The sequence below is a fragment of the Nonomuraea sp. NPDC049655 genome (assembly GCF_044465465.1).
GTDB lineage: Bacteria > Actinomycetota > Actinomycetes > Streptosporangiales > Streptosporangiaceae > Nonomuraea.
Map to the genome: position 1 here is coordinate 504,242 of NZ_JBITLS010000001.1, position 18,837 is coordinate 523,078.

An 18,837-nucleotide genomic window follows, 5' to 3' on the forward strand; every position below is an offset into this window, starting at 1 on the left:
CGCTCCGCCCGGGGTGGCGGCCTCGTGGCTCTCCCATCACAACGCGGGACGCGGCCGGGCCGGTAGGGCCGGAAGTCCCGAACGAGATCCGTGCCGCCACCCGACCCCCGGAACGGACTTAGGGTCATGGGCATGGCCGACCCCATTCTCGTGCTGAACACGGGATCCTCCTCCATCAAGTACGAGCTCGTCGATCCGCACACCCGCGAGCGCGCCGCCCGAGGGCTGGTCGAGCGCATCGGCGAGGACCGCGGGCGGATCACGCACCACGGCGGGGACGGGCCGCCGTACGTCCGGGAACGTCCCTTCCCCGGCCACGGGGACGGGCTGGAGGCGATGCTGGCGGCGTTCGCCGCCGCCGGGCCGGAGCCGGCGCCGGTCGCGGTCGGGCACCGGGTGGTGCACGGCGGCACCCGGTTCACCGACGCGGTGCTCATCGACGACGACGTCATCGCCGCGATCGAGGAGCTGGCCCCGCTCGCGCCCCTGCACAACCCGGTCAACCTGACCGGTATCCGGCTGGCGCTCAAGGTGTTCCCGGACGTGCCGCAGGTGGCCGTGTTCGACACCGCGTTCCACCGCACGCTGCCGCCCGAGGCGTACACGTACGCGGTGCCGCGCGAGTGGCGGGCGCAGGGCGTGCGGCGCTTCGGCTTCCACGGCACCTCGTGCGCGTACGTCTCCCGCCGCGCCGCCGCCGTCCTGGGCCGCGACCTGGCCGGGCTCAACCTGATCGTGCTCCACCTCGGCAACGGCGCCAGCGCCACCGCGATCTCCGGCGGGCGCAGCGTCGACACCTCCATGGGCATGACGCCGCTGGAAGGGCTGGTCATGGGCACCCGCTCGGGCGACGTCGACCCGGCGTTGGCCGCGTACCTGGCCCGCACCGGCGGCCTGGACGCCCAGCAGGTGGAGCACGAGCTCAGCCACCGCGGCGGCCTGCTCGCGCTCACCGGGTCCGGCGACATGCGCCAGGTACGCGCCCGCGACGACGACGAGGCCAGGCTGGCCCTGGAGATCTACACCCGGCGCATCCGCAAGTACGTCGGCGCCTACCACGCGCTGCTCGGCTGCCGGGTGGACGCGATCGTGCTCACCGGCGGCGTCGGCGAGCACGACGCCGCCACCCGCGCCGCCTGCCTGGCGGGGCTGGAGCGGCTCGGCATCGCGGTGGACCCCGTGCTCAACGCCGCGGGGGCGTCCGGCGAGCGCGCGGTGTCCGTGCCCGGCGCCGAGGTGCCCGTGCTCGTCATCCCCACCGACGAGGAGTGGGAGATCGCCCACCAGACGCTCGCGCGGCTGACGTCCTCCTGACGGGACCGGGCCGCGCTACGCGCCTTTGTCCGTGTTCCGGTTGAACGTCGGGAGCGTGGTCAGGTCACGGGCGGCGGCCAGGTGGGAGGCGAAGTTCGGGTCGAGGAACCCCAGGAGGAGCACGACGGCCCAGGCCACGACGGCGATCATGGCGCCGTCGTCGAAGGGGGCCGGGAGCCTGAGGCCCAGCCGGTCGGCGGCCACCAGGCCGGCCACCGGCAGCAGGGCGATGACCAGGGCCCGGACGGTCTCCAGGACGCGGGCGTGCCACGTCCGGCGGGTCTCCTCGGGGGTGGTGTCGCGGGTGGGGAGCCGGTCGTACTCGCCCGTGATGACCGTGCGGGTCAGCTCGGCGACGCGGGTGCGGAGGTCGTCGTAGGCGGTCGGGGACGGCAGCGCCACCCACAACTGGAGGTCGATGACGGCCCTGGACGCCTCGACCGCGCGGGCGCGGACCACGGCCCTGGTCAGCGGCGTCCCGCCCCGGGCGGCGGTCGGGTTCGGCGCGGTCCAGGATGGCCGCCAGCTGCTCGAAGAGCGGCTCGGTGGGCGAGGCGCGGGACTCGCGGTCCCACTGCCACATCACCACCTTGACCGGGATCATCCCGAGAACCAGGGCACAGCAGACGGTGCCGATGCTCTGGGGGATCGGCATCCATCCCCGGCTCGCCAGGTCGACCGCCCACGCCGGGCCGGTGGCGTGGCGGAGGTACAGGGCGGCCGGGAAGCAGCCGATTCCCAGCATGGTGATCAGCGGGTCGAGGAGGTAGCGGAAGAGCGGGCGATGCCGCCGGATCTCGATCCAGACGGAGACCCAGATGAAGACCGTGAGACCCACGACGGCCAAGAAGATCTTCTGCACGGAGGTGACGGAGAACACCGACCCCACGAAGACGACGGCCGCGCCGAGCATGGGCAGCAGGACCCAGGCGCTCACGCAGTCCTCGACGTGCTTGCGCCGCACCGACCAGCGGGCGGTGGACGCGGCCACCGCCCGGTAGCGGCCGCGCAGGAGCGCCGGGTCGTCGGCGGGATCCAGGCTCCGAGCGAAGACCGGCCAGGTGCCGTCCAGCTTCTTGGCCAGGGCGAACATCTCCGCCAGCTGGGGTTTTTCCAGCAGGTCGCCGGTGCGGGCGGGAGCGGCGGGCGCTGCGACGGGGGGAACCGCTTCTTCGGTCATGAGGACGTCCTCACGTTGAGCGGGCTACTGCGCGAGGAGGGGGCGCTCATCGACACTACAGAGCGTGGGGAGGGTGAGCCGATGGCGTGACCGGATGGTGCCAGATCTTCTCCCCGCGACGCCGATGAGGACCAACGGCCCTGCCGGGCGGGACTTCCTCCTCCGGCGCCGCGCCGCCGCCCGTAGGAGCCTGAGGGTGAGAGCTTCGACCGGTGAAGGAGATGCGCGATGAGCACTCACATCGTCGTCGGTGTGGACGGGTCCGTCCCGGCGACCGGAGCGGTGGAATGGGCGGCCGCCGACGCGCGGCGGCGGGGCCTGGACCTGCGTCTCGTGCACGTCGGCCCGCAGTGGCTGCACGAAGCGAACGCCGAGCACTGCGCCCGCCTGCTGGAGGAGGCCGCCGACCGGGCCCGCGCGCTGGCCGGCGACGTCAAGGTGACGACGGAGCTGCTGTCCGGGAACGTGGCCGGGGAGCTGATCCGCGAGTCGGCGACGGCCGGCGGAGTGGTGCTGGGCAGCCGGGGGCTCGGCGGGTTCGCCGGGATGACGGTCGGCTCGGTGAGCCTGGCGGTGGCCGGGCACGCGTCCGGGCCGGTCGTGGTCGTCCGCGCCCCCGCCGCCCCCGCCGAGCACGGCAGGGTGGTGGTGGGCTACGACGGGTCGCGGGACGCGCAGGCGGCCATGGAGTACGCCGTCGAGCAGGCCAGGGCCCGCGGCGCCCGGCTGCACGTGGTCTCGGCCTGGCAGATGCCCGTCTTCTCCCCTTACGCGGTCACGTACAACAGCCTGATCGAGGACCTGATGCGCGAGGAGACCGGCGCGGCGCGCGAGCGGGTCGTGCCCTGGCGGGAGGCCAACCCGGACCTGGTGATCACCGACGAGCAGCCGTGCGCCCACCCGGTCACCGCCCTGACGCAGGCGGCCGGATCGGCCGACCTGGTCGTCGTGGGCTCGCGCGGCCGGGGCGGGTTCGCCTCCGCCGTGCTCGGCTCGGTCAGCCACGGCGTGCTGCACCACGTGACCTGCCCGGTCGCCGTGGTCCGGCCGGACGCGGAGGAGCGGTCATGAACGGGTCACCGACGGCTGGGCAGGTCATGAACGGGTCGCCGACGGCGGGACAGGTCATGAGCCGGGTCCTGGTGGCCGTCAAGGCCGAGGAGTCGCCGCTGATGGCCTGGGAGCTGATGCGCCGGGCCGGCGTGCACCACCTGCCGGTCCTCGACGGAGGGCGGCTGCTGGGCATCCTGACCAGGGAGTGCCTGGCCGCGTCCTGGTCCGGCGGGCCGCAGGAGCAGGCCGGCCGCGAGGTGCGGGACCTGCTCGGCGGCGCGCGCACGCCCCGGGTGGGGCCGGACACCCCGCTGAGCAGGGTCGCCGCCGCCATGCTGGACGCCGACGTGGACGCCGTGCCCGTGCTGTCCGACGACGGCCTGGTGGGCCTGATCACCGCCCGGGACGTCCTGTCGGCGGTCGCCGGACGGATCGAGCCGCGGCCCGAGCCGAGCGAGGTGGTGACCGGGATGTTCCACCTCGAACCCATCCTGCCGGAACGGCGGGAGGCGTGAGATGAAGGCCCTGGTCGTCTACGAGTCCATGTACGGCAACACCGAGCGGATCGCCCAGGCCGTGGCCGAAGGGCTGGCCACCCGGATGCGGGCCGAGGTGGCGGAGGTCGGCTCGGCCCCCGCGCACGTGGGGGACGAGGTCACCCTCCTGGTGGTGGGCGGCCCGACGCACGCCTTCTCCATGAGCCGGGCCTCAACCCGCGAGTCGGCCGCCCAGCAGGCGGCCGGGCCGCTGGTGTCGCGCGGCAGGGGCGTGCGCGAGTGGCTGGCCACGCTCAGCACGTCGTCGGCCGGGCTCTGCTCGGCGGCGTTCGACACCCGCGTGGCCAAGCCCCGCCTGCCGGGCTCGGCGGGCCGGGCGGTCGCCAAGCGGCTGCGCCGCCTCGGCGTGCGGCTCGCCGTGCCGCCGTGCAGCTTCTACGTGACCGGGACGCAGGGGCCGCTGGTGCCGGGCGAACTGGAGCGGGCCAGGCAGTGGGGCGAGAGCCTGGCGGCGTCCTTCCCGGTCCCCGCGTCCTGACGGCCCGCTGAGAACGGCGCCCGGCGGTTTCCGCCGCGCGCCGTTCTCAGTCCTGCGCGGGCGTCGGGGACGGGTGCAGGATCCGGTCCAGGCGGGCGGCGGCGTAGCCCAGCGTGGACAGCGCGACGACGACCAGCAGATCCCCCGGCGACAGCGGCCGGGTGCCGAGCAGCTCGCGCAGCGGCGGCAGGTAGATCCCGGCCAGCTGCAGGACGAACGCGCCGCCCACGGCGAGCAGCAGCATCGGGTTGGCCAGGGTGCCGGGGCGGGTCCGGGTGCCCAGCGCCACGCCGAGCTGGGTGGCGCCGAGGGCGAAGAAGGCCATGCTCTGCCAGGGCCGCCCGGTCATCGACCCCCAGACGGCGACGCCCAGGGTGACGGCCGTGAGCACCACGGCGATGCGGACGACCCGCTGCCACAGGCCCGCCCCCATGATGCTCTGACCCGGCGGACGCGGCGGCTGCGACATGGTTCCCGGCACCGTCGGCTCCCCGCCCAGCGCCACGCCGGGCAGGCCGTGGGTGAGCAGGTTGATCCACAGGATCTGCGCGGGCAGCAGCGGCAGCGGCAACCCGAGGAACGGGCCCAGCACCATCACCGCGATCTCCGCCGCGCCGCCCGACAGGCCGTAGACCAGGAACCGGCGGATGTTGGCGTAGACCCGGCGGCCCTCCTCGACGGCCGCCACGACGGTGTCCAGGTTGTCGTCGGCGAGCACGAGGTCGGCGGCCTGCCGGGCGACCTCGGTGCCGCGCCTGCCCATGGCCACCCCGATGTCGGCGCGGCGCAGCGCCGGGCCGTCGTTGACGCCGTCGCCGGTCATCGCCAGGACCTCGCCCCGGCCGCGCAGGCCCTCGATGATGTCGAGCTTCTGCTCGGGGGTGGCCCGCGCGTAGACGCCGGCCGGGCCCGCGGCGAGCGCGCCGGGCTCCCGGCAGTCGACGACCCGGTCGGCGGCGCCGATGATGCCCAGGTCGGCGGCGACCGCGCGGGCGGTGCCCGGATGGTCGCCGGTGATGAGGACCGTCCTGATGCCGGCCCGCGCGCAGTCGGCCACGGCCGCGGCCGCCGCCGCGCGCGGCGGGTCGAGGATCGCGACGAGCCCGAGCAGCCTCAGCCCGTCCTCCCGCACGGGATGCGGGACGGCGTCGAGGTCGGCGGCCGCGACCGCCAGCACGCGGTAGCCGTCCCGGGCGAAGCGGTCGGCGCGTTCGGCGGCGCGGGCCGGCAGCTCCGGGTCGCCGGTCAGCACGTCCGGGCGCAGCAGCGCTTCCGGGGCGCCCTTGCAGATCAGGCGGACGCCGCCGCCCGGCAGCAGGTGCACCGTGCTCATCCGCTTGCGGTCGCTGTCGAAGGGCAGTTCGGCGATTCTGGGGAACCGTTCCTGGAGGTCCGCGCGGTCGAGGCCGAGCCGGGCGGCGGCGGCCAGCAGCGCGGCCTCGGTGGGGTCGCCCAGCGCCGTCCATTCCTCCCCGTTCTCCTGGGGCGGGCGCAGGCGGGCGTCGTTGCACAGCGCCGCGGCGGTCAGCAGCTCGGCGAACTCGTCCGGGTCCCGGCCGGTGGCGAGCCCGCCGTCGGGCGCGTAGCCGGAGCCGGCGACCGCGGCCTCGGCCGCCGGGGTCCACAGGTGCCGGGCGACCATCCGGCCCTCGGTGAGGGTGCCCGTCTTGTCGGTGGCGAGCACGGTCACCGAGCCCAGCGTCTCCACGGCGGGCAGGTTGCGGACGAGCGCGTCACGGGCCGCCATCCGGCGGGCGCCCAGGGCCAGGCTCAGGGTCACGACCGCGGGCAGCGACTCGGGCACGGCGGCGACCACCAGGCTGATCGCGGTCACCACCATCAGCTCGACCGGCTGGCCGCGGACCAGGCCCAGGACCAGCACCAGCGCCGACAGCAGCACCGCGACACCGGCCAGCAGCCGTCCGACCCCGACCAGGCGGCGCTGCAGCGGCGTGAGCCCGGCGCCCTTGACCATGAGCGAGGCGATGCGCCCGCTCGCGCTCGCCGCGCCGATCGCGGTGACCACCGCCCGGCCCCTGCCGCGCGCCACGACGGTGCCCGAGGAGACCGCCGCGCCCGCGTCCTTGTCCACCGGGACCGACTCGCCCGTCAGCGCCGACTCGTCGACCAGCAGCGCCGCCGACTCCACCAGCTCGGCGTCGGCCGGGACGATGTCGCCCTCGGCGAGCACCAGCAGATCTCCGACCACGACGTCACCGGCGGGGACCTGCCGCTGGTGGCCGTCGCGCACCACGCGGGCCTCCGGGGTGACCAGCTCGGCCAGGGCCGTGATGGCGCGGTCGGCGCGCACCTCCTGCGTCACGCCGACGGCCGTGTTGACCACGATGACCAGCGCGATCACCGCGGCGTCCGTCCAGTCGCCGGTGCCGACGGTCAGCGCCGCCGCGATCAGCAGCACGATGATCAGCGGATCGCGGAGCTGGGTGACGACGCGCCGCCACAGCGGGGTGGGCGGTTTGCGCGGGAGCAGGTTGGGGCCGTCGCGTTCCAGGCGGACGGCTGCCTCCGCCGACGACAGGCCAGCCGACGACAGGCCAGAGGACGAGGGCGTCACGTGGGTGTCCTTCCTGCCCGCCGTGGCCCTCGGGCCGGCGGAGTCGCTGCGAGGTGTCTTCAGGATCTAGTCTTCGCCCTGCTCAGGGCGGTAAACGTGCGGGTCTCCCCGCCCCTCCAGCCTCCGGAGACCGGCCGGACGGCGGCAGGGCCGAAAGTCATCGCAAGCGGGGCTTTCGGCACTGTTCCGCCCCGGTCGCGCGGGCGGATCGTGGAGATATGAGCATTCGCCTGATCGTGGCCGGGACCGACGGCACCGAGGACTGCGCGGCCGCGCTGCTGTGGGCCGCCGACGAGGCGGCCCGTCGCGGGGCGCGGCTGGTCGTGGTGCACGCCTGGGAGCCTTCGATCGAGCACAGGGCGCCGTACGCGCCCTGCCCGCCCCGGCCCGCCGGGTTCGAGGAGGCGCGCGCGAGCGCCGTGCTCGATCAGGCGGTGGCCCTGGTCGTGGACCGGTTCCCCGGCGTCGCCGTCGAGGCGCGGCTCGTGCGGGGCCGTCCGGAGACGGCGCTCGCGGACCAGGCGCGCGGGGCCGGCCTGCTGGTGCTCGGTTCGGCCGCGCGGCCCGCCGGGGACGGGCGGCTGGGCGCGGTGCTGCTGTCGTGCCTGCGGCTGCCGCCGTGTCCCGTGGTCGTGGTGCAGGCCGCGGCGACGGACGGGGGGACGCCGCCGCGGCCGCCCGCGTTCGCCGGACGGCATCGGGGAAGGCCCTTCGGCCCTGGCCCGGCCGACCTTCGGCTCTGCGAGGGACGGCGGGAGGCCGGGTCTCATGGGAGGTGACGAAGGAGGGAACGTCATGATCGTTGTTGGAGCCGACGGCTCGGTGGCCTCGCGCGCCGCCGTCGCATGGGCCGCGGACGACGCCTTCCGCATGCGGCTGCCGCTGCGGATCGTGCACGCCGTGGACCGCACGCCGTACCAGATCCACCGGTTCTCCCCGGGCTGGGCGCCCGACCTGCCGGCGGAGGAGGGCGAGCGGATCCTGCGGGAGGCCGAGGCGCTGGCCCGGGAACGGCAGCCGTCCGTCGAGGTCGCGACGCAGGACGTCGAGGGCCTGCCGGCCGTCGTACTGCGTGGGCAGGAGAAGGAGGCCGCCGAGATCGTGCTCGGCGGCCGCGGCCTCGGCGGGTTCGCCGGCGCGCTGCTGGGCTCGGTCAGCACGCACGTCGCCGGGCACGCCCGCTGCCCCGTCGTGGTGGTCCGCGGCGACCGGCGGCAGGTGCGCGGCGAGGTGGTGGCCGGGGTGGACGACTCGCCGGAGTGCGAGCCCGCCCTGGCCCACGCCTTCGAGCAGGCCCGGCTGCGGGCCGCCACGCTGCGGGTGCTGCACGCCTGGCAGCTGCCCGTGCACGCGTTCGCGCCGGAGGCCGCCTACGCCATGGACGAGGTCCGCGCCGCACAGCAGCAGGTCATCGACGATCGGGTGAACGTGTTCGCCGCCGACCACCCCGAGGTCGTCGTCGTGCGGGAGACGCCGTCGGCGCACCCCGTGGACGCGCTCAGCGCGGCCTCCGACCACGCCGACCTGCTGGTGGTGGGGTCGCACGGGCGCGGCGGGCTGGGGTCGGCGCTGCTCGGGTCGGTCAGCCGCGGCGTGCTGCACCACGCCCGCTGCCCGGTGGCGGTCGTCCGGCCGCGGGACTGACGGCACGTCGCCGCGTCGGCGCGGGCGTCGGGACGGGCGTTGGGACGGGCGTGGAGCGCCTTTGCCTTTGTCTTGGCGACGGGCCGGTTACCAGAACCAGGGGGAGGCCGGGCGGGACGGCTCGGACAGTGACATGACCGGAGAGGGCGCACTGGACGTCGCGGTCGCGGCCGCGCTGCCGGTCGACGACGTCATGGCCCGGCTGGGCGGCACCGGCGGCGGCCTGAGCCAGGCCGAGGCGGAGCGCCGCCTGGCCGCCGTCGGCCCCAACTCCCTGCGCACCCACCGGGCCCGGCGGATCGCGGTGCTGGCCCGCCAGCTGCGCTCGCCCCTGCTGATCCTGCTGGCGGTCACCGCCGCCGCGTCGTTCTTCCTCGGCGAGCCGACGGACGCGATCATCATCGGCGTGATCCTGACGGTGTCGGTCGGGCTGGGCTTCTTCAACGAGTACCGGGCGGAGAAGGCCGCCGAGGCGCTGCACTCCCAGATCCGGCACCGCTGCCTGGCCCTGCGGGACGGCGGTCCCCGGCTGGTGGACGTGGTCACGCTGGTCCCGGGCGACGTCGTCACGCTGCGGCTGGGCGACATCGTCCCGGCCGATCTGCGGCTGGTGTCGTCGGCGGGGCTGGAGTGCGAGGAGTCGGTGCTGACCGGCGAGTCGCTGCCCGTGGCCAAGGCCGTCGAGCCCGTCGGACCGGACCGCGCGCTGGCCGAGCTGGCCAGCTGCGCGCTGATGGGCACCGTCGTGCACGCCGGGTCCGGCGCCGGCGTGGTGGTGGCCACGGCCGGACGGACCGAGTTCGGGCGCATCGCGCTCCGGCTCGGCGACCGCCATCCGGACACCGAGTTCCAGATCGGGCTGCGCCGGTTCTCCATGCTGCTGGTGCGCGTCGCCGCCGCGCTCACCGCCGGGATCTTCGTCGTCAACCTCGTGCTGCACCGCCCGGTGCTGGACGCGCTGCTGTTCTCGCTGGCGATCGCCGTCGGCATCTCCCCGCAGCTCCTGCCCGCCGTGGTCTCGACCAGCCTGGCCGCCGGCACCCACCGGCTGGCCCGGCACCGGGTGCTGGTCAAGCGGCTGGTCTGCATCGAGGACCTGGGCGACATCGACGTGCTGTTCACCGACAAGACCGGAACCCTGACCGAGGGGCGGATCAGCTTCGCGCGCTCACTCGGGCCGGACGGCAGCCCCGACGACCGCGTTCTGGAGCTGGGCCTGCTCTGCAACGAGGCCGTCGTCAGCGGCCGGGACGGGGAACCGGGCCGCTCGGCGAGCGGCAACCCCCTGGACGTCGCCCTGTGGGACGCGCCCGCCGCCGCCGCGCTCCGGCCCGGGCCGCCCGGCCGGCGCCTGGCCGTCGTGCCCTTCGACCACGAACGCAGAACCGCCTCCGTCCTGGTCGAGGACGACGACGGCCGGATGATCGTCACCAAGGGCGCTCCGGAGGCCGTGCTGGCGCGCTGCACCCCGGTCGCCGACCGGGCCAGGGCCGTGCTGGAGGCCGAGTTCGCCGCCGGCAACCGGGTGGTGGCGGTGGCCACCCGGCGGCTGACCGGCGAGGCCGCCCGCCGGACGACCCTCAGCCAGGCCGACGAGCACGACCTCGCCTTCCGCGGCCTGCTGGTCTTCCTCGACCCGCCCAAGGCCGGCGCCGAGCAGGCGCTGCGCCGCCTGGCCGGCCTCGGCATCACCGTCAAGGTGCTCACCGGGGACAACCCCGCGGTCGCGGCCAAGCTGTGCGCCGATCTCGGCCTGCCCGGCGGGCGGGTGCTGACCGGCCAGGACGTCGAGGCCGCCGACGACTCCCGGCTGGCCGCGCTCATCGAGCAGGCCGTCGTGTTCGCCCGGGTCAGCCCCGAGCACAAGGCGCGCATCGTGCGGGCCCAGCGGCGCAACGGCCTGGACGTGGCCTTCCTCGGCGACGGCGTCAACGACGCGCTCGCGCTGCACGCCGCCGACGTGGGCATCTCCGTCGACGCGGCCACCGACGTCGCCAAGGACGCCGCCGACGTGCTGCTGCTGGAGAAGGACCTCGCCATCCTGGCCGACGGCGTCATCCAGGGCCGGCAGATCTTCGCCAACACCATGAAGTACGTGCTGATGGGGACGTCCAGCAACTTCGGCAACATGTTCTCCGCCGCCGCGGCCTCGGCGTTCCTGCCGTTCCTGCCGATGCTGCCGTCCCAGATCCTGCTCAACAACCTGCTCTACGACTCCAGCCAGCTCGCCATCCCGACCGACAACGTCGATCCCGAGCAACTGCGGCGCCCGTCCCGGTGGGACGTGGCGTCGATCCGGCGGTTCATGTTGTTCTTCGGGCCGGTCAGCTCGCTGTTCGACTTCGCCACCTTCGCCGTCATGCTCGGCGTCCTGCACGCCGGGCCGCCGCTGTTCCGCACCGGCTGGTTCGTCGAGTCCCTGGCCACGCAGGTACTGGTGGTCTTCGCGATCAGGACCAGGCGGGTGCCGTTCTTCCGCAGTCGTCCGAGCCTGCCCCTGACGGTCGCCGCCCTGAGCGTCGTGGTACTCGGCGCGGTCATCCCGGTCACCCCGCTCGCCGGCGCCCTGGGCTTCCAGCCGCTGCCCGGCCCGTTCTTCGCGGTGCTGGGCCTGATGGTGGTCGCCTACCTGGCCCTCGTCGAGCTGGCCAAGCGCCGTTTCTACCGGGCCGCCCCGGAGACCCTGGCCGGCGGCGGGCGCACCGCCGCCCACCCGACGCACCGCAGGGCCCACCGGTTCAGCACGGTGGCCGCCGCCCTCGCCGCCGGACGTCCGCCCTCCGCCCCCCGAGAAGGGGACCAAGGTCCCTAGGGCGCGGAAGCGCATCGGGAAATCATCGTCATCATGACGACGATGCAGCACATCGATGCCTACTGGCGCGCGGCGAACTACCTGTCCGTCGGGCAGATCTACCTGCTGGACAACCCGCTGCTCACCGAACCGCTGCGCCCCGAGCACGTCAAGCCGCGGCTGCTCGGCCACTGGGGCACCACCCCTGGGCTGAACTTCTGCTTCGCCCACCTCAACCGGATCATCGCCGAACGCCGGCAGGACATGATCTACATCGCCGGTCCCGGCCACGGCGGGCCCGCCGCCGTCGCGCACGCCTGGCTGGAGGGCTCCTACTCGGAGAAGTACCCCGAGGTCTCCCAGGACGCCGCCGGGATGCGGCGGCTGTTCCGGCAGTTCTCCTTCCCCGGCGGCATCCCCAGCCACGTCGCGCCCGAGACGCCCGGCTCCATCCACGAGGGCGGCGAGCTGGGTTACTCGCTCGCGCACGCGTTCGGCGCGGCCTTCGACAACCCGCGCCTGGTGGTCGCCTGCGTCGTCGGCGACGGCGAGGCCGAGACCGGCCCGCTGGCCGCGAGCTGGCACTCCAACAAGCTGCTGGACCCCTACCGCGACGGCGTCGTCCTGCCGATCCTGCACCTGAACGGCTACAAGATCGCCAACCCGACCGTGCTGGCCCGCATCCCGCAGGACGACCTGGTCAAGCTCATGGAAGGGTACGGGTACCGCCCGCACCTCGTCGGCCCCGACCACGAGGAGATGGCGCGCACGCTCGACACCGTCTTCGACGAGATCGCCGCCTACAAGGAGGGCCGTCTGGAGCGCCTCCCCATGATCGTCCTGCGCACGCCGAAGGGCTGGACCGGCCCGCGCGAGGTGGACGGCAAGCCGGTCGAGGGCACCTGGCGGGCCCACCAGGTGCCGCTGTCGGGCGTCCGCGACAACCCGGCGCACCTGGCCATGCTGGAGGAGTGGATGCGCTCGTACCGGCCGCAGGAGCTGTTCGACGCCGCGGGCCGCCCGGCGCCCGTCCTGCTGGGGACGGTCCCCGAGGGGCCGCTGCGGATGAGCGCGAACCCGCACGCCAACGGCGGCGAGCTGCTGCGCCCGCTGGCGCTGCCCGACTTCCGCGACCACGCGGTGGAGGTCAAGTCGCCCGCGGCGCAGTCGACCGAGCCGACCCGGGTGCTGGGCGCCTTCCTGCGGGACGTGATCGCCGCCAACCCGCACGACTTCCGGCTGATGGGCCCGGACGAGACCGCCTCCAACCGGCTGCAGGCCGTCTTCGAGACGACCACGCGGGCCTGGAACGCCGAGGTCGAGCCCACGGACGAGAACCTGGCCCCGGGCGGCCGGGTGATGGAGGTGCTCAGCGAGCACCTGTGCCAGGGCTGGCTGGAGGGCTACCTGCTGACCGGCCGGCACGGCCTGTTCAACTGCTACGAGGCGTTCATCCACATCATCGACGCCATGTTCAACCAGCACGCCAAGTGGCTGCAGTCGGCGAAGAGGATCCCGTGGCGGCGGCCCGTCGCCTCGCTCAACTACCTGCTGTCGTCGCACGTGTGGCGGCAGGACCACAACGGCTTCAGCCACCAGGACCCCGGCTTCCTCGACGTCGTGGTCAACAAGAAGGCCGAGGTCGTGCGGGTCTACCTGCCGCCGGACGCCAACACCCTGCTGTCGGTGGCCGACCACTGCCTGCGCTCGCGCGACTACGTCAACGTGATCGTGGCGGGCAAGCAGCCGGTGCTGGACCTGTTCACCATGGACGAGGCCGTCGCCCACTGCACCCGCGGCCTCGGCGTCCTGCCCTGGGCGTCCTCGGACGAGGGGGCCGAGCCGGACGTCGTGCTGGCCTGCGCGGGCGACGTGCCCACCCTGGAGACGCTGGCCGCCGCGGCCATCCTGCGCGAGCACCTGCCCGAGCTGAAGGTGCGCGTCGTCAACGTGGTGGACCTGATGCGGCTGCAACCGCCGTCGGAGCACCCGCACGGCCTGCCGGACGCCGAGTTCGACGCCCTGTTCACCACCGGCAGGCCGGTCGTCTTCAACTTTCACGGCTACCCCTCGCTCATCCACCGCCTGACCTACCGCCGCGCCGGGCACGCCAACATCCATGTGCGCGGCTACAAGGAGGAGGGCACCACGACCACGCCGTTCGACATGGCCATGCTCAACGACATCGACCGCTACCACCTGGTCATCGACGTCATCGACCGGGTGCCCGGCCTGGGCGCCACCCAGGCGCACCTGCGCCAGCGCATGGCCGACGCCCGGCTGGCGGCCCGCGCGTACACCCGCGAACACGGCGAGGACGCCCCCGCCGTCCGCGACTGGACCTGGTGACGCGCGAAGGACACCGGCCCCGCGCTGCCGGAAAAGGAGGGCCAAGGTCCCGTCAAGACGGGCCGCCGCACCACGGGCGGCCGGCCTCGCGGGACCGAGGCTGACTTTCAGCGACGTCTGAAGGGATCACGGACATGGATCGCATCGTGCTCGGCTACGACGGCTCGGACTTCTCCGTCCAGGCCCTGGACTGGGCGCTGGACGAGGCCGAGCTCAGGAACCTGCCGCTGACCGTCGTCCACGCCTGGCAATGGCCGTACGGCGAGGCGGAGGAGGAGGCCAAGGCCCACCTGCGCAAGGCGGCCGAGCACGTCCTGTGGCACGGCGCCGAGTGCGCCCGCTCCACCAGCTCGGGCGTCCGCGTGGAGACCGACCTGTACGAGGGCCCGGCCGCCCAGCGGCTGGTGGAGCTGTCCGGCGACGCCACGCTCGTCGTGGTCGGCTCGCGGGGGCTGAGCGCGCTGCCCAGGGTGGTGGTCGGTTCGGTGGCCGGGTACGCCGCCGCGCACGCCGAGTGCCCGGTGATCGTCGTACGCGGGCCGGGGCCGCTGCCGAAGGCCACCCGTCCCGGCCCGGTCGTCCTGGCCGAGCGGGAGCCGGACGCGGCGGTCGTCGAGTTCGCCTTCGCCGAGGCGGCCCTGCGCGGGCTGCCGCTCGCGGCCTCCGCCGACCTGGGGGAGTGGGCGGCTCGCCGTCCGGAGGTCCAGGTGGAGCAGGGTGAGCCCCACGAGCGGGCGACGCTGGTCGTGGTCGGCCGGCCGCGGGCCGCGCATCTCGGCACCGCGAGCTCCCTTCCGCAGCACGCGCCCTGCCCGGTCGCGGTGGTGCCGGGCGACCGCCCCTGAGCTCCCCGCGTCACCCGGACGCGGGCGGCAGCCGCGGGTTCAGCACGGCCGCGGGCGCCACCGCGACCGGGCACCTGGACTCCAGCAGGGCGGCCTGCGTCACCGCACCGAGCAGCAGGCAGGGAGGGGCCTCGTTACCCCGGTTGCCGAGCACGAGGAGCGTGGCGTCCTTGGAGGCCTCGATCAGCACGCGCTGGGGGCGTTCGGTCAGGAACTCGGTGACCACCGTCACCTCGGGGCGTCTGCGGGCCAGGTGGGAGACGACCTCGCGGAAGCGGTTCTCCGCGCCTTTGCGCAGCGCGTGCGAGTCCACGAAGGGCAGCGGCTCCTGCCAGGACGACGACCCGCAGTCGGCCCAGCAGCACAGGGCCGTCACGGTGCCCTCGCGCAGGGCGGCCTCGTCCAGGGCGAGGTCGAAGGCGGCCAGGCTGGCGGGTGAGCCGTCCAGGCCGGCCACGATCCTGACGTCCTGGCGGGTGGGCGGCTGGAGCGGCGGCCGGACGACCACGACCGGCGTGACGCTGTGCGCGGGCACCTGGACGGCGGCCGACCCCACCTGAAGCCCCTCGAACCCGCCCTGCCCGCGCGATCCGAGCACCGTCAGCTCCGCCTCGCGCGCGGCCTCCAGCAACACCGCCGAGGGGGTGCCCCGGCCCAGGAGCGGCTGCACGTCCAGCTCCGGGGCCAGCTCCCTGGCCCGCCGGACGCCCTCGTCCACGACGCCGAGCGCCACCGGCTCGACGTGCCGCATGATCTCCTGGGCGATGGGTCTGGGTGCGTAGGGCCAGTGCAGGGCGTGGCAGACCAGGACGGGCAGCCCGCGCAGGCGCGCGTCGGCGACCGCCCAGTGCAGCGCGTGGCGGCTCTCGGTCGAGTCGTCGTACCCGACGAGCACGGGCCGGCCGGCGTGGGCGTCGATCACTGCCGCCTCCGGGAGCGGATTCTGTCCGGTTACCTGCGCGGATGAGCCTTCCCTGGACCGGCGGGACGAGCCCCACAGGGGAGGAAACTCTTGGCCTAGCCTGCTTGCCCGTCGCGCGCCGGGTCCCGAAGTTGGAGGGGACAGCGGCGACTTTTGGTGTGTTTACGCCCCTTATATCCGTTATGGCGGGTATGGGGATGTCGAAGGCGCGAAGGAGGGAAGATGCGCGGACGGATCGTGGCCGCGGTGGACGGCTCCGCGTCATCGACCGCCGCGGTGGAATGGGCCGCCGGCGACGCCCAGCGCAGAGGGTTGCCGCTCCGGCTCGTGCACGTGTGCGAGCAGTGGGTGCTCGGCGTGGACGGCGCCCGGTACTGCGTGGGCGCGCTGGAGGCGGCCGCCGGCCGGGCCCGCGCGATCGGCGGGGGCGTCGAGGTCACCGCCGAGATGCTGGCGGGCAACGTGATCGACGCGCTGATCGTCGAATCGGCCACGGCCGACAGCCTGGTGCTGGGCAGCAGGGGCATGGGCGGCTTCGCCGGCATGGTGCTGGGGTCGGTGGGCCGGGCGGTGGCCGGGCACGCCGCCGGGACCGTCGTGGTCGTCCGCGGGGTGGTCGCCGTCCGGCACGACCTGGTGGTGGCCGGCGACGACGGCTCGGCGGGATCGCGCCAGGCCATGGCGTACGCCGTCGAGCAGGCCCGTGCGCGGCGCGCCCGGCTGCACGTGGTCTACGCCTGGCAGGCGCCGGCGGTCTCGCCGTACTGGGCGGCCTACAGCCACCTGCTGGCCGACTCCTTCCAGGAGGAGGCGAGGGCGGCCCAGGCGCGGGTGAACCCGTGCCGGAGCGAGAACCCCGACGTCGAGATCACCGACGAGCAGGTGCGCGGGCACCCCGTGGCCGCGCTCACCGAGGCGGCCGCCGCCGCGGACCTCGTCGTGGTCGGCTCGCGCGGACGGGGCGGCTTCTCCTCCGCGGTGCTCGGCTCGGTGAGCCACGGCGTGCTGCATCACGCGGCCTGCCCGGTGGCGGTGGTACGGCCGCGCGCGGAGAAGGGATGACGGGACCGGAGGTGTTCGGAGTGTCGGACGAGGGGGCGTCATGGCCGGTGTGATCGTGGTGGGAGCCGACGGCTCGGCCCCCGCCGCCGCGGCGGTCGGCTGGGCCGCCGACGACGCCGCGCGGACGGGCGCGCAGCTGCGGATCGTGCACGCCCTGGACCGGCAGCCGTACGCCGTCACCAGGTTCCCCGACTACGGCCAGGGCAACTACCTGCTGCTGGCGGCGGCCAAGGTGCTGGAGGCGGCCGAGACCGCCGCGCGCGCCCGGCAGCCGTCGGTGCGGCTGCACGCCGAGGCCGTCGAGGGGACGCCCGCGGCCGTCCTGCTGGATCAGGCGCGGCAGGCGGACGAGCTGGTCATCGGCAACCGGGGGCTGGGCGGTTTCGCCGGCGCGCTGCTGGGATCGGTGACCACGCACGTGGCCGGGCACGCCGCCTGTCCCGTGGTGGTGGTGCGCGCCGAGGGCGGCGGGCCGGTCGCCGAGATCGGCGTCGGGATCGACGACTCCGACGTCTGCGAGCCGGCCATCGGTTACGCCTTCGAGCAGGCCAGGCTGCGCGGCGCCCGGCTGCGCCTGATCCGCGCCTGGCAGATCCCCGTGCACGCCTTCGCCCCCGAGATCGCCTACGACCTGGACGAGGTGCGCGCCGCCCAGCACGAGGCGGTCCGCGCCCGGACGGCCGGATGGCGGGAGAGGTGCCCCGAGGTGACGATAGTGGAGGACGTCCAGAGCGCGCATCCGGTCGAGGCGCTCACCGGGGCCCCCTGCGACCTGGTCGTGGTCGGCTCCCACGGGCGGGGCACGTTCGGCTCGCTGGTGCTCGGCTCGGTCAGCAGGGGAGTGCTGCACCACGCCCGCTGCGCCGTCGCGGTGGTCCGCCCCTAGAGGTCGTCCCTGGTCAGGAGGGTCGAGAAGCATGCAAGCTGGAAGTATGAGGCAAACCCTGCGCTTCGGACGGGTGGCGGGCATCCCCGTCGGCGCTCACTGGTCCGCGCTGGCCATCGTCCTGCTCGTGGCGGTGGGATTGGGCTCCGGGGTCCTGGCCGTCGCCGCCCCGGGCGCGGGCAGGACGACGTACTGGGTCGCCGGCGCGCTCACGGGACTGTTGCTCATGGTGTCCCTGCTCGCGCACGAGCTGGCGCACGCGCTGGTGGCCAAGCGGTGCGGCATGGAGGTGGAGTCCGTCACCCTCTGGGCGCTGGGCGGCGTCACGCAGTTCCGCGACGAGGCGCGGACGCCCGGGGCCGAGGTGGTGACGGCGGCCGCCGGCCCCGCCGCGAGCCTGCTGCTGGGCGGTCTCGCCCTCGCCGTGACGGCCGTGCTGCCGCCGGGCGTGCCCAGGGCCGCCGCGGCGTGGCTGGCCATGATGAACCTCGTCCTGGGCGTGTTCAACCTGCTGCCCGGCAGCCCGCTCGACGGCGGGCGGGTGCTGCACGGCCTGATGTGGAGCCGCCACGGCGACCGCGCCCGCGCCGACGCCGGCGCCGCGCGGGCCGGTTACGCGATCGGCATGGCGCTGACCTTCACCGGGTTCGTCGTGATCTGGGTGTGGAACCCGCTGGGCGGGATGTGGGTGGTGATCACCGGCTGGTACATCGCGGGCGCCGCCCGCGGCGAGATCATGAGCAGGGCGGCCCGGCGCGGCCTCGGGGGAGTGCTGGTGCGGGACGTCATGACGGCCACGCCGGACCTGGCCCCCGCGTGGCTGACCGTGCAGGGGCTGGTCGACACGGTGGTGCTCGGCTCGCACCAGTCCGTCTTCCCCGTCGTGGGGCTCGACGGGGCGCCGCTCGGCGTGGTCTCGCTGGAGACCCTGCTCGCCGTGCCCGCCGAGCGCAGGGGGGACACCAGGGTGGAGACGCTGGTCGCCGCCCAGAAGCCGCCGCGCGTCCTGTCGCCGGACGACGACGCGGCCGCCCTGCTGGAACGTCCGTCCCGGGTGGGCGGTCTGTCGGCGGTGGTCGTCGAGGGCAGCGCGGTCACCGGCATGATCACCGACGCCGACCTCGGCAGGGCGCTGCAACAGGCGCTGCTGCGGCCCGCCGCCCCCGTGTGACGCGGGTCCA

16 protein-coding genes are annotated in these 18,837 nt (G+C 74.7%); 13 read left to right on the forward strand and 3 right to left on the reverse strand.

The window, feature by feature from the left end; genetic code table 11:
• Positions 1–132: 132 nt before the first annotated feature.
• Positions 133–1,314 (forward strand): acetate/propionate family kinase, encoded by a 1,182-nt coding sequence (locus tag ACIBQ6_RS02255; protein ID WP_397209769.1) that lies wholly within the window; start codon positions 133–135, stop codon positions 1,312–1,314.
• A gap of 15 nt (positions 1,315–1,329) precedes the next feature.
• Here the strand turns inward: ACIBQ6_RS02255 and ACIBQ6_RS02260 are convergent, their stop codons facing one another.
• On the reverse strand, positions 1,330–1,773 hold the full coding sequence (locus tag ACIBQ6_RS02260) for a hypothetical protein (protein ID WP_397209770.1): 444 nt from the start codon (positions 1,771–1,773) through the stop codon (positions 1,330–1,332).
• A gap of 359 nt (positions 1,774–2,132) precedes the next feature.
• Here ACIBQ6_RS02260 and ACIBQ6_RS02265 point away from each other — a divergent pair, with 359 nt between their 5' ends.
• The 4 genes from ACIBQ6_RS02265 to ACIBQ6_RS02280 all read left to right on the forward strand — a co-directional run bounded on the left by ACIBQ6_RS02265 (position 2,133) and on the right by ACIBQ6_RS02280 (position 4,582).
• Positions 2,133–2,315 carry a hypothetical protein gene (locus tag ACIBQ6_RS02265; protein WP_397209771.1) on the forward strand — a complete coding sequence of 61 codons (183 nt, stop codon included), beginning with the start codon at positions 2,133–2,135 and terminating at the stop codon, positions 2,313–2,315.
• A gap of 407 nt (positions 2,316–2,722) precedes the next feature.
• Positions 2,723–3,565: a universal stress protein gene (locus ACIBQ6_RS02270; protein WP_397209772.1), complete on the forward strand. Its 843-nt coding sequence runs from the start codon at positions 2,723–2,725 to the stop codon at positions 3,563–3,565.
• Positions 3,562–4,062 carry an HPP family protein gene (locus ACIBQ6_RS02275; protein ID WP_397159937.1) on the forward strand — a complete coding sequence of 167 codons (501 nt, stop codon included), beginning with the start codon at positions 3,562–3,564 and terminating at the stop codon, positions 4,060–4,062. Before ACIBQ6_RS02270 ends, ACIBQ6_RS02275 begins: the two co-directional genes overlap by 4 nt.
• Position 4,063: 1 nt before the next feature.
• Positions 4,064–4,582, forward strand: a complete 519-nt coding sequence (locus tag ACIBQ6_RS02280) for a flavodoxin family protein (RefSeq protein ID WP_387676455.1) — start codon at positions 4,064–4,066, stop codon at positions 4,580–4,582.
• 46 nt (positions 4,583–4,628) lie between these two features.
• Here ACIBQ6_RS02280 and ACIBQ6_RS02285 read toward each other — a convergent pair whose 3' ends face one another.
• Positions 4,629–7,157: a cation-translocating P-type ATPase gene (locus ACIBQ6_RS02285; protein ID WP_397209773.1), complete on the reverse strand. Its 2,529-nt coding sequence runs from the start codon at positions 7,155–7,157 to the stop codon at positions 4,629–4,631.
• A gap of 218 nt (positions 7,158–7,375) precedes the next feature.
• Between ACIBQ6_RS02285 and ACIBQ6_RS02290 the strand changes: the two genes are divergently transcribed.
• The 5 genes from ACIBQ6_RS02290 (at position 7,376) to ACIBQ6_RS02310 (ending at position 14,786) form a co-directional block, all read left to right on the forward strand.
• A complete protein-coding gene (locus tag ACIBQ6_RS02290) occupies positions 7,376–7,936 on the forward strand; it encodes a universal stress protein (protein ID WP_397209774.1) in 561 nt (186 codons plus the stop codon).
• A 16-nt stretch (positions 7,937–7,952) separates the two neighbouring features.
• The gene (locus ACIBQ6_RS02295; RefSeq protein WP_397209775.1) at positions 7,953–8,801 is read left to right on the forward strand and encodes a universal stress protein; all 849 of its coding nucleotides are present in this window, start codon (positions 7,953–7,955) and stop codon (positions 8,799–8,801) included.
• A gap of 133 nt (positions 8,802–8,934) precedes the next feature.
• Positions 8,935–11,613: a magnesium-translocating P-type ATPase gene (gene mgtA / locus ACIBQ6_RS02300; RefSeq protein ID WP_397209776.1), complete on the forward strand. Its 2,679-nt coding sequence runs from the start codon at positions 8,935–8,937 to the stop codon at positions 11,611–11,613.
• Positions 11,614–11,655: 42 nt separating this feature from the next.
• Entirely contained in the window at positions 11,656–13,941 is a 2,286-nt protein-coding gene (locus ACIBQ6_RS02305) for a phosphoketolase (RefSeq protein ID WP_397209777.1), read from the forward strand.
• A gap of 134 nt (positions 13,942–14,075) precedes the next feature.
• Entirely contained in the window at positions 14,076–14,786 is a 711-nt protein-coding gene (locus ACIBQ6_RS02310) for a universal stress protein (RefSeq protein WP_358301674.1), read from the forward strand.
• A 10-nt stretch (positions 14,787–14,796) separates the two neighbouring features.
• On the opposite strand, the gene ACIBQ6_RS02315 is transcribed toward ACIBQ6_RS02310, so the two are convergent.
• Positions 14,797–15,708 carry a universal stress protein gene (locus tag ACIBQ6_RS02315; protein ID WP_397209778.1) on the reverse strand — a complete coding sequence of 304 codons (912 nt, stop codon included), beginning with the start codon at positions 15,706–15,708 and terminating at the stop codon, positions 14,797–14,799.
• A 222-nt stretch (positions 15,709–15,930) separates the two neighbouring features.
• On the opposite strand from ACIBQ6_RS02315, the gene ACIBQ6_RS02320 reads away from it, so the two are divergent.
• From ACIBQ6_RS02320 to ACIBQ6_RS02330, 3 genes are read left to right on the forward strand one after another with little or no spacing between them, the layout of a single operon-like run.
• Positions 15,931–16,770: a universal stress protein gene (locus tag ACIBQ6_RS02320; protein WP_358301668.1), complete on the forward strand. Its 840-nt coding sequence runs from the start codon at positions 15,931–15,933 to the stop codon at positions 16,768–16,770.
• Between the two features lie 40 nt (positions 16,771–16,810).
• Positions 16,811–17,656 carry a universal stress protein gene (locus tag ACIBQ6_RS02325; RefSeq protein ID WP_397209779.1) on the forward strand — a complete coding sequence of 282 codons (846 nt, stop codon included), beginning with the start codon at positions 16,811–16,813 and terminating at the stop codon, positions 17,654–17,656.
• Between the two features lie 46 nt (positions 17,657–17,702).
• The gene (locus ACIBQ6_RS02330; protein WP_397209780.1) at positions 17,703–18,827 is read left to right on the forward strand and encodes a M50 family metallopeptidase; all 1,125 of its coding nucleotides are present in this window, start codon (positions 17,703–17,705) and stop codon (positions 18,825–18,827) included.
• The last annotated feature ends 10 nt before the right edge of the window (positions 18,828–18,837 follow it).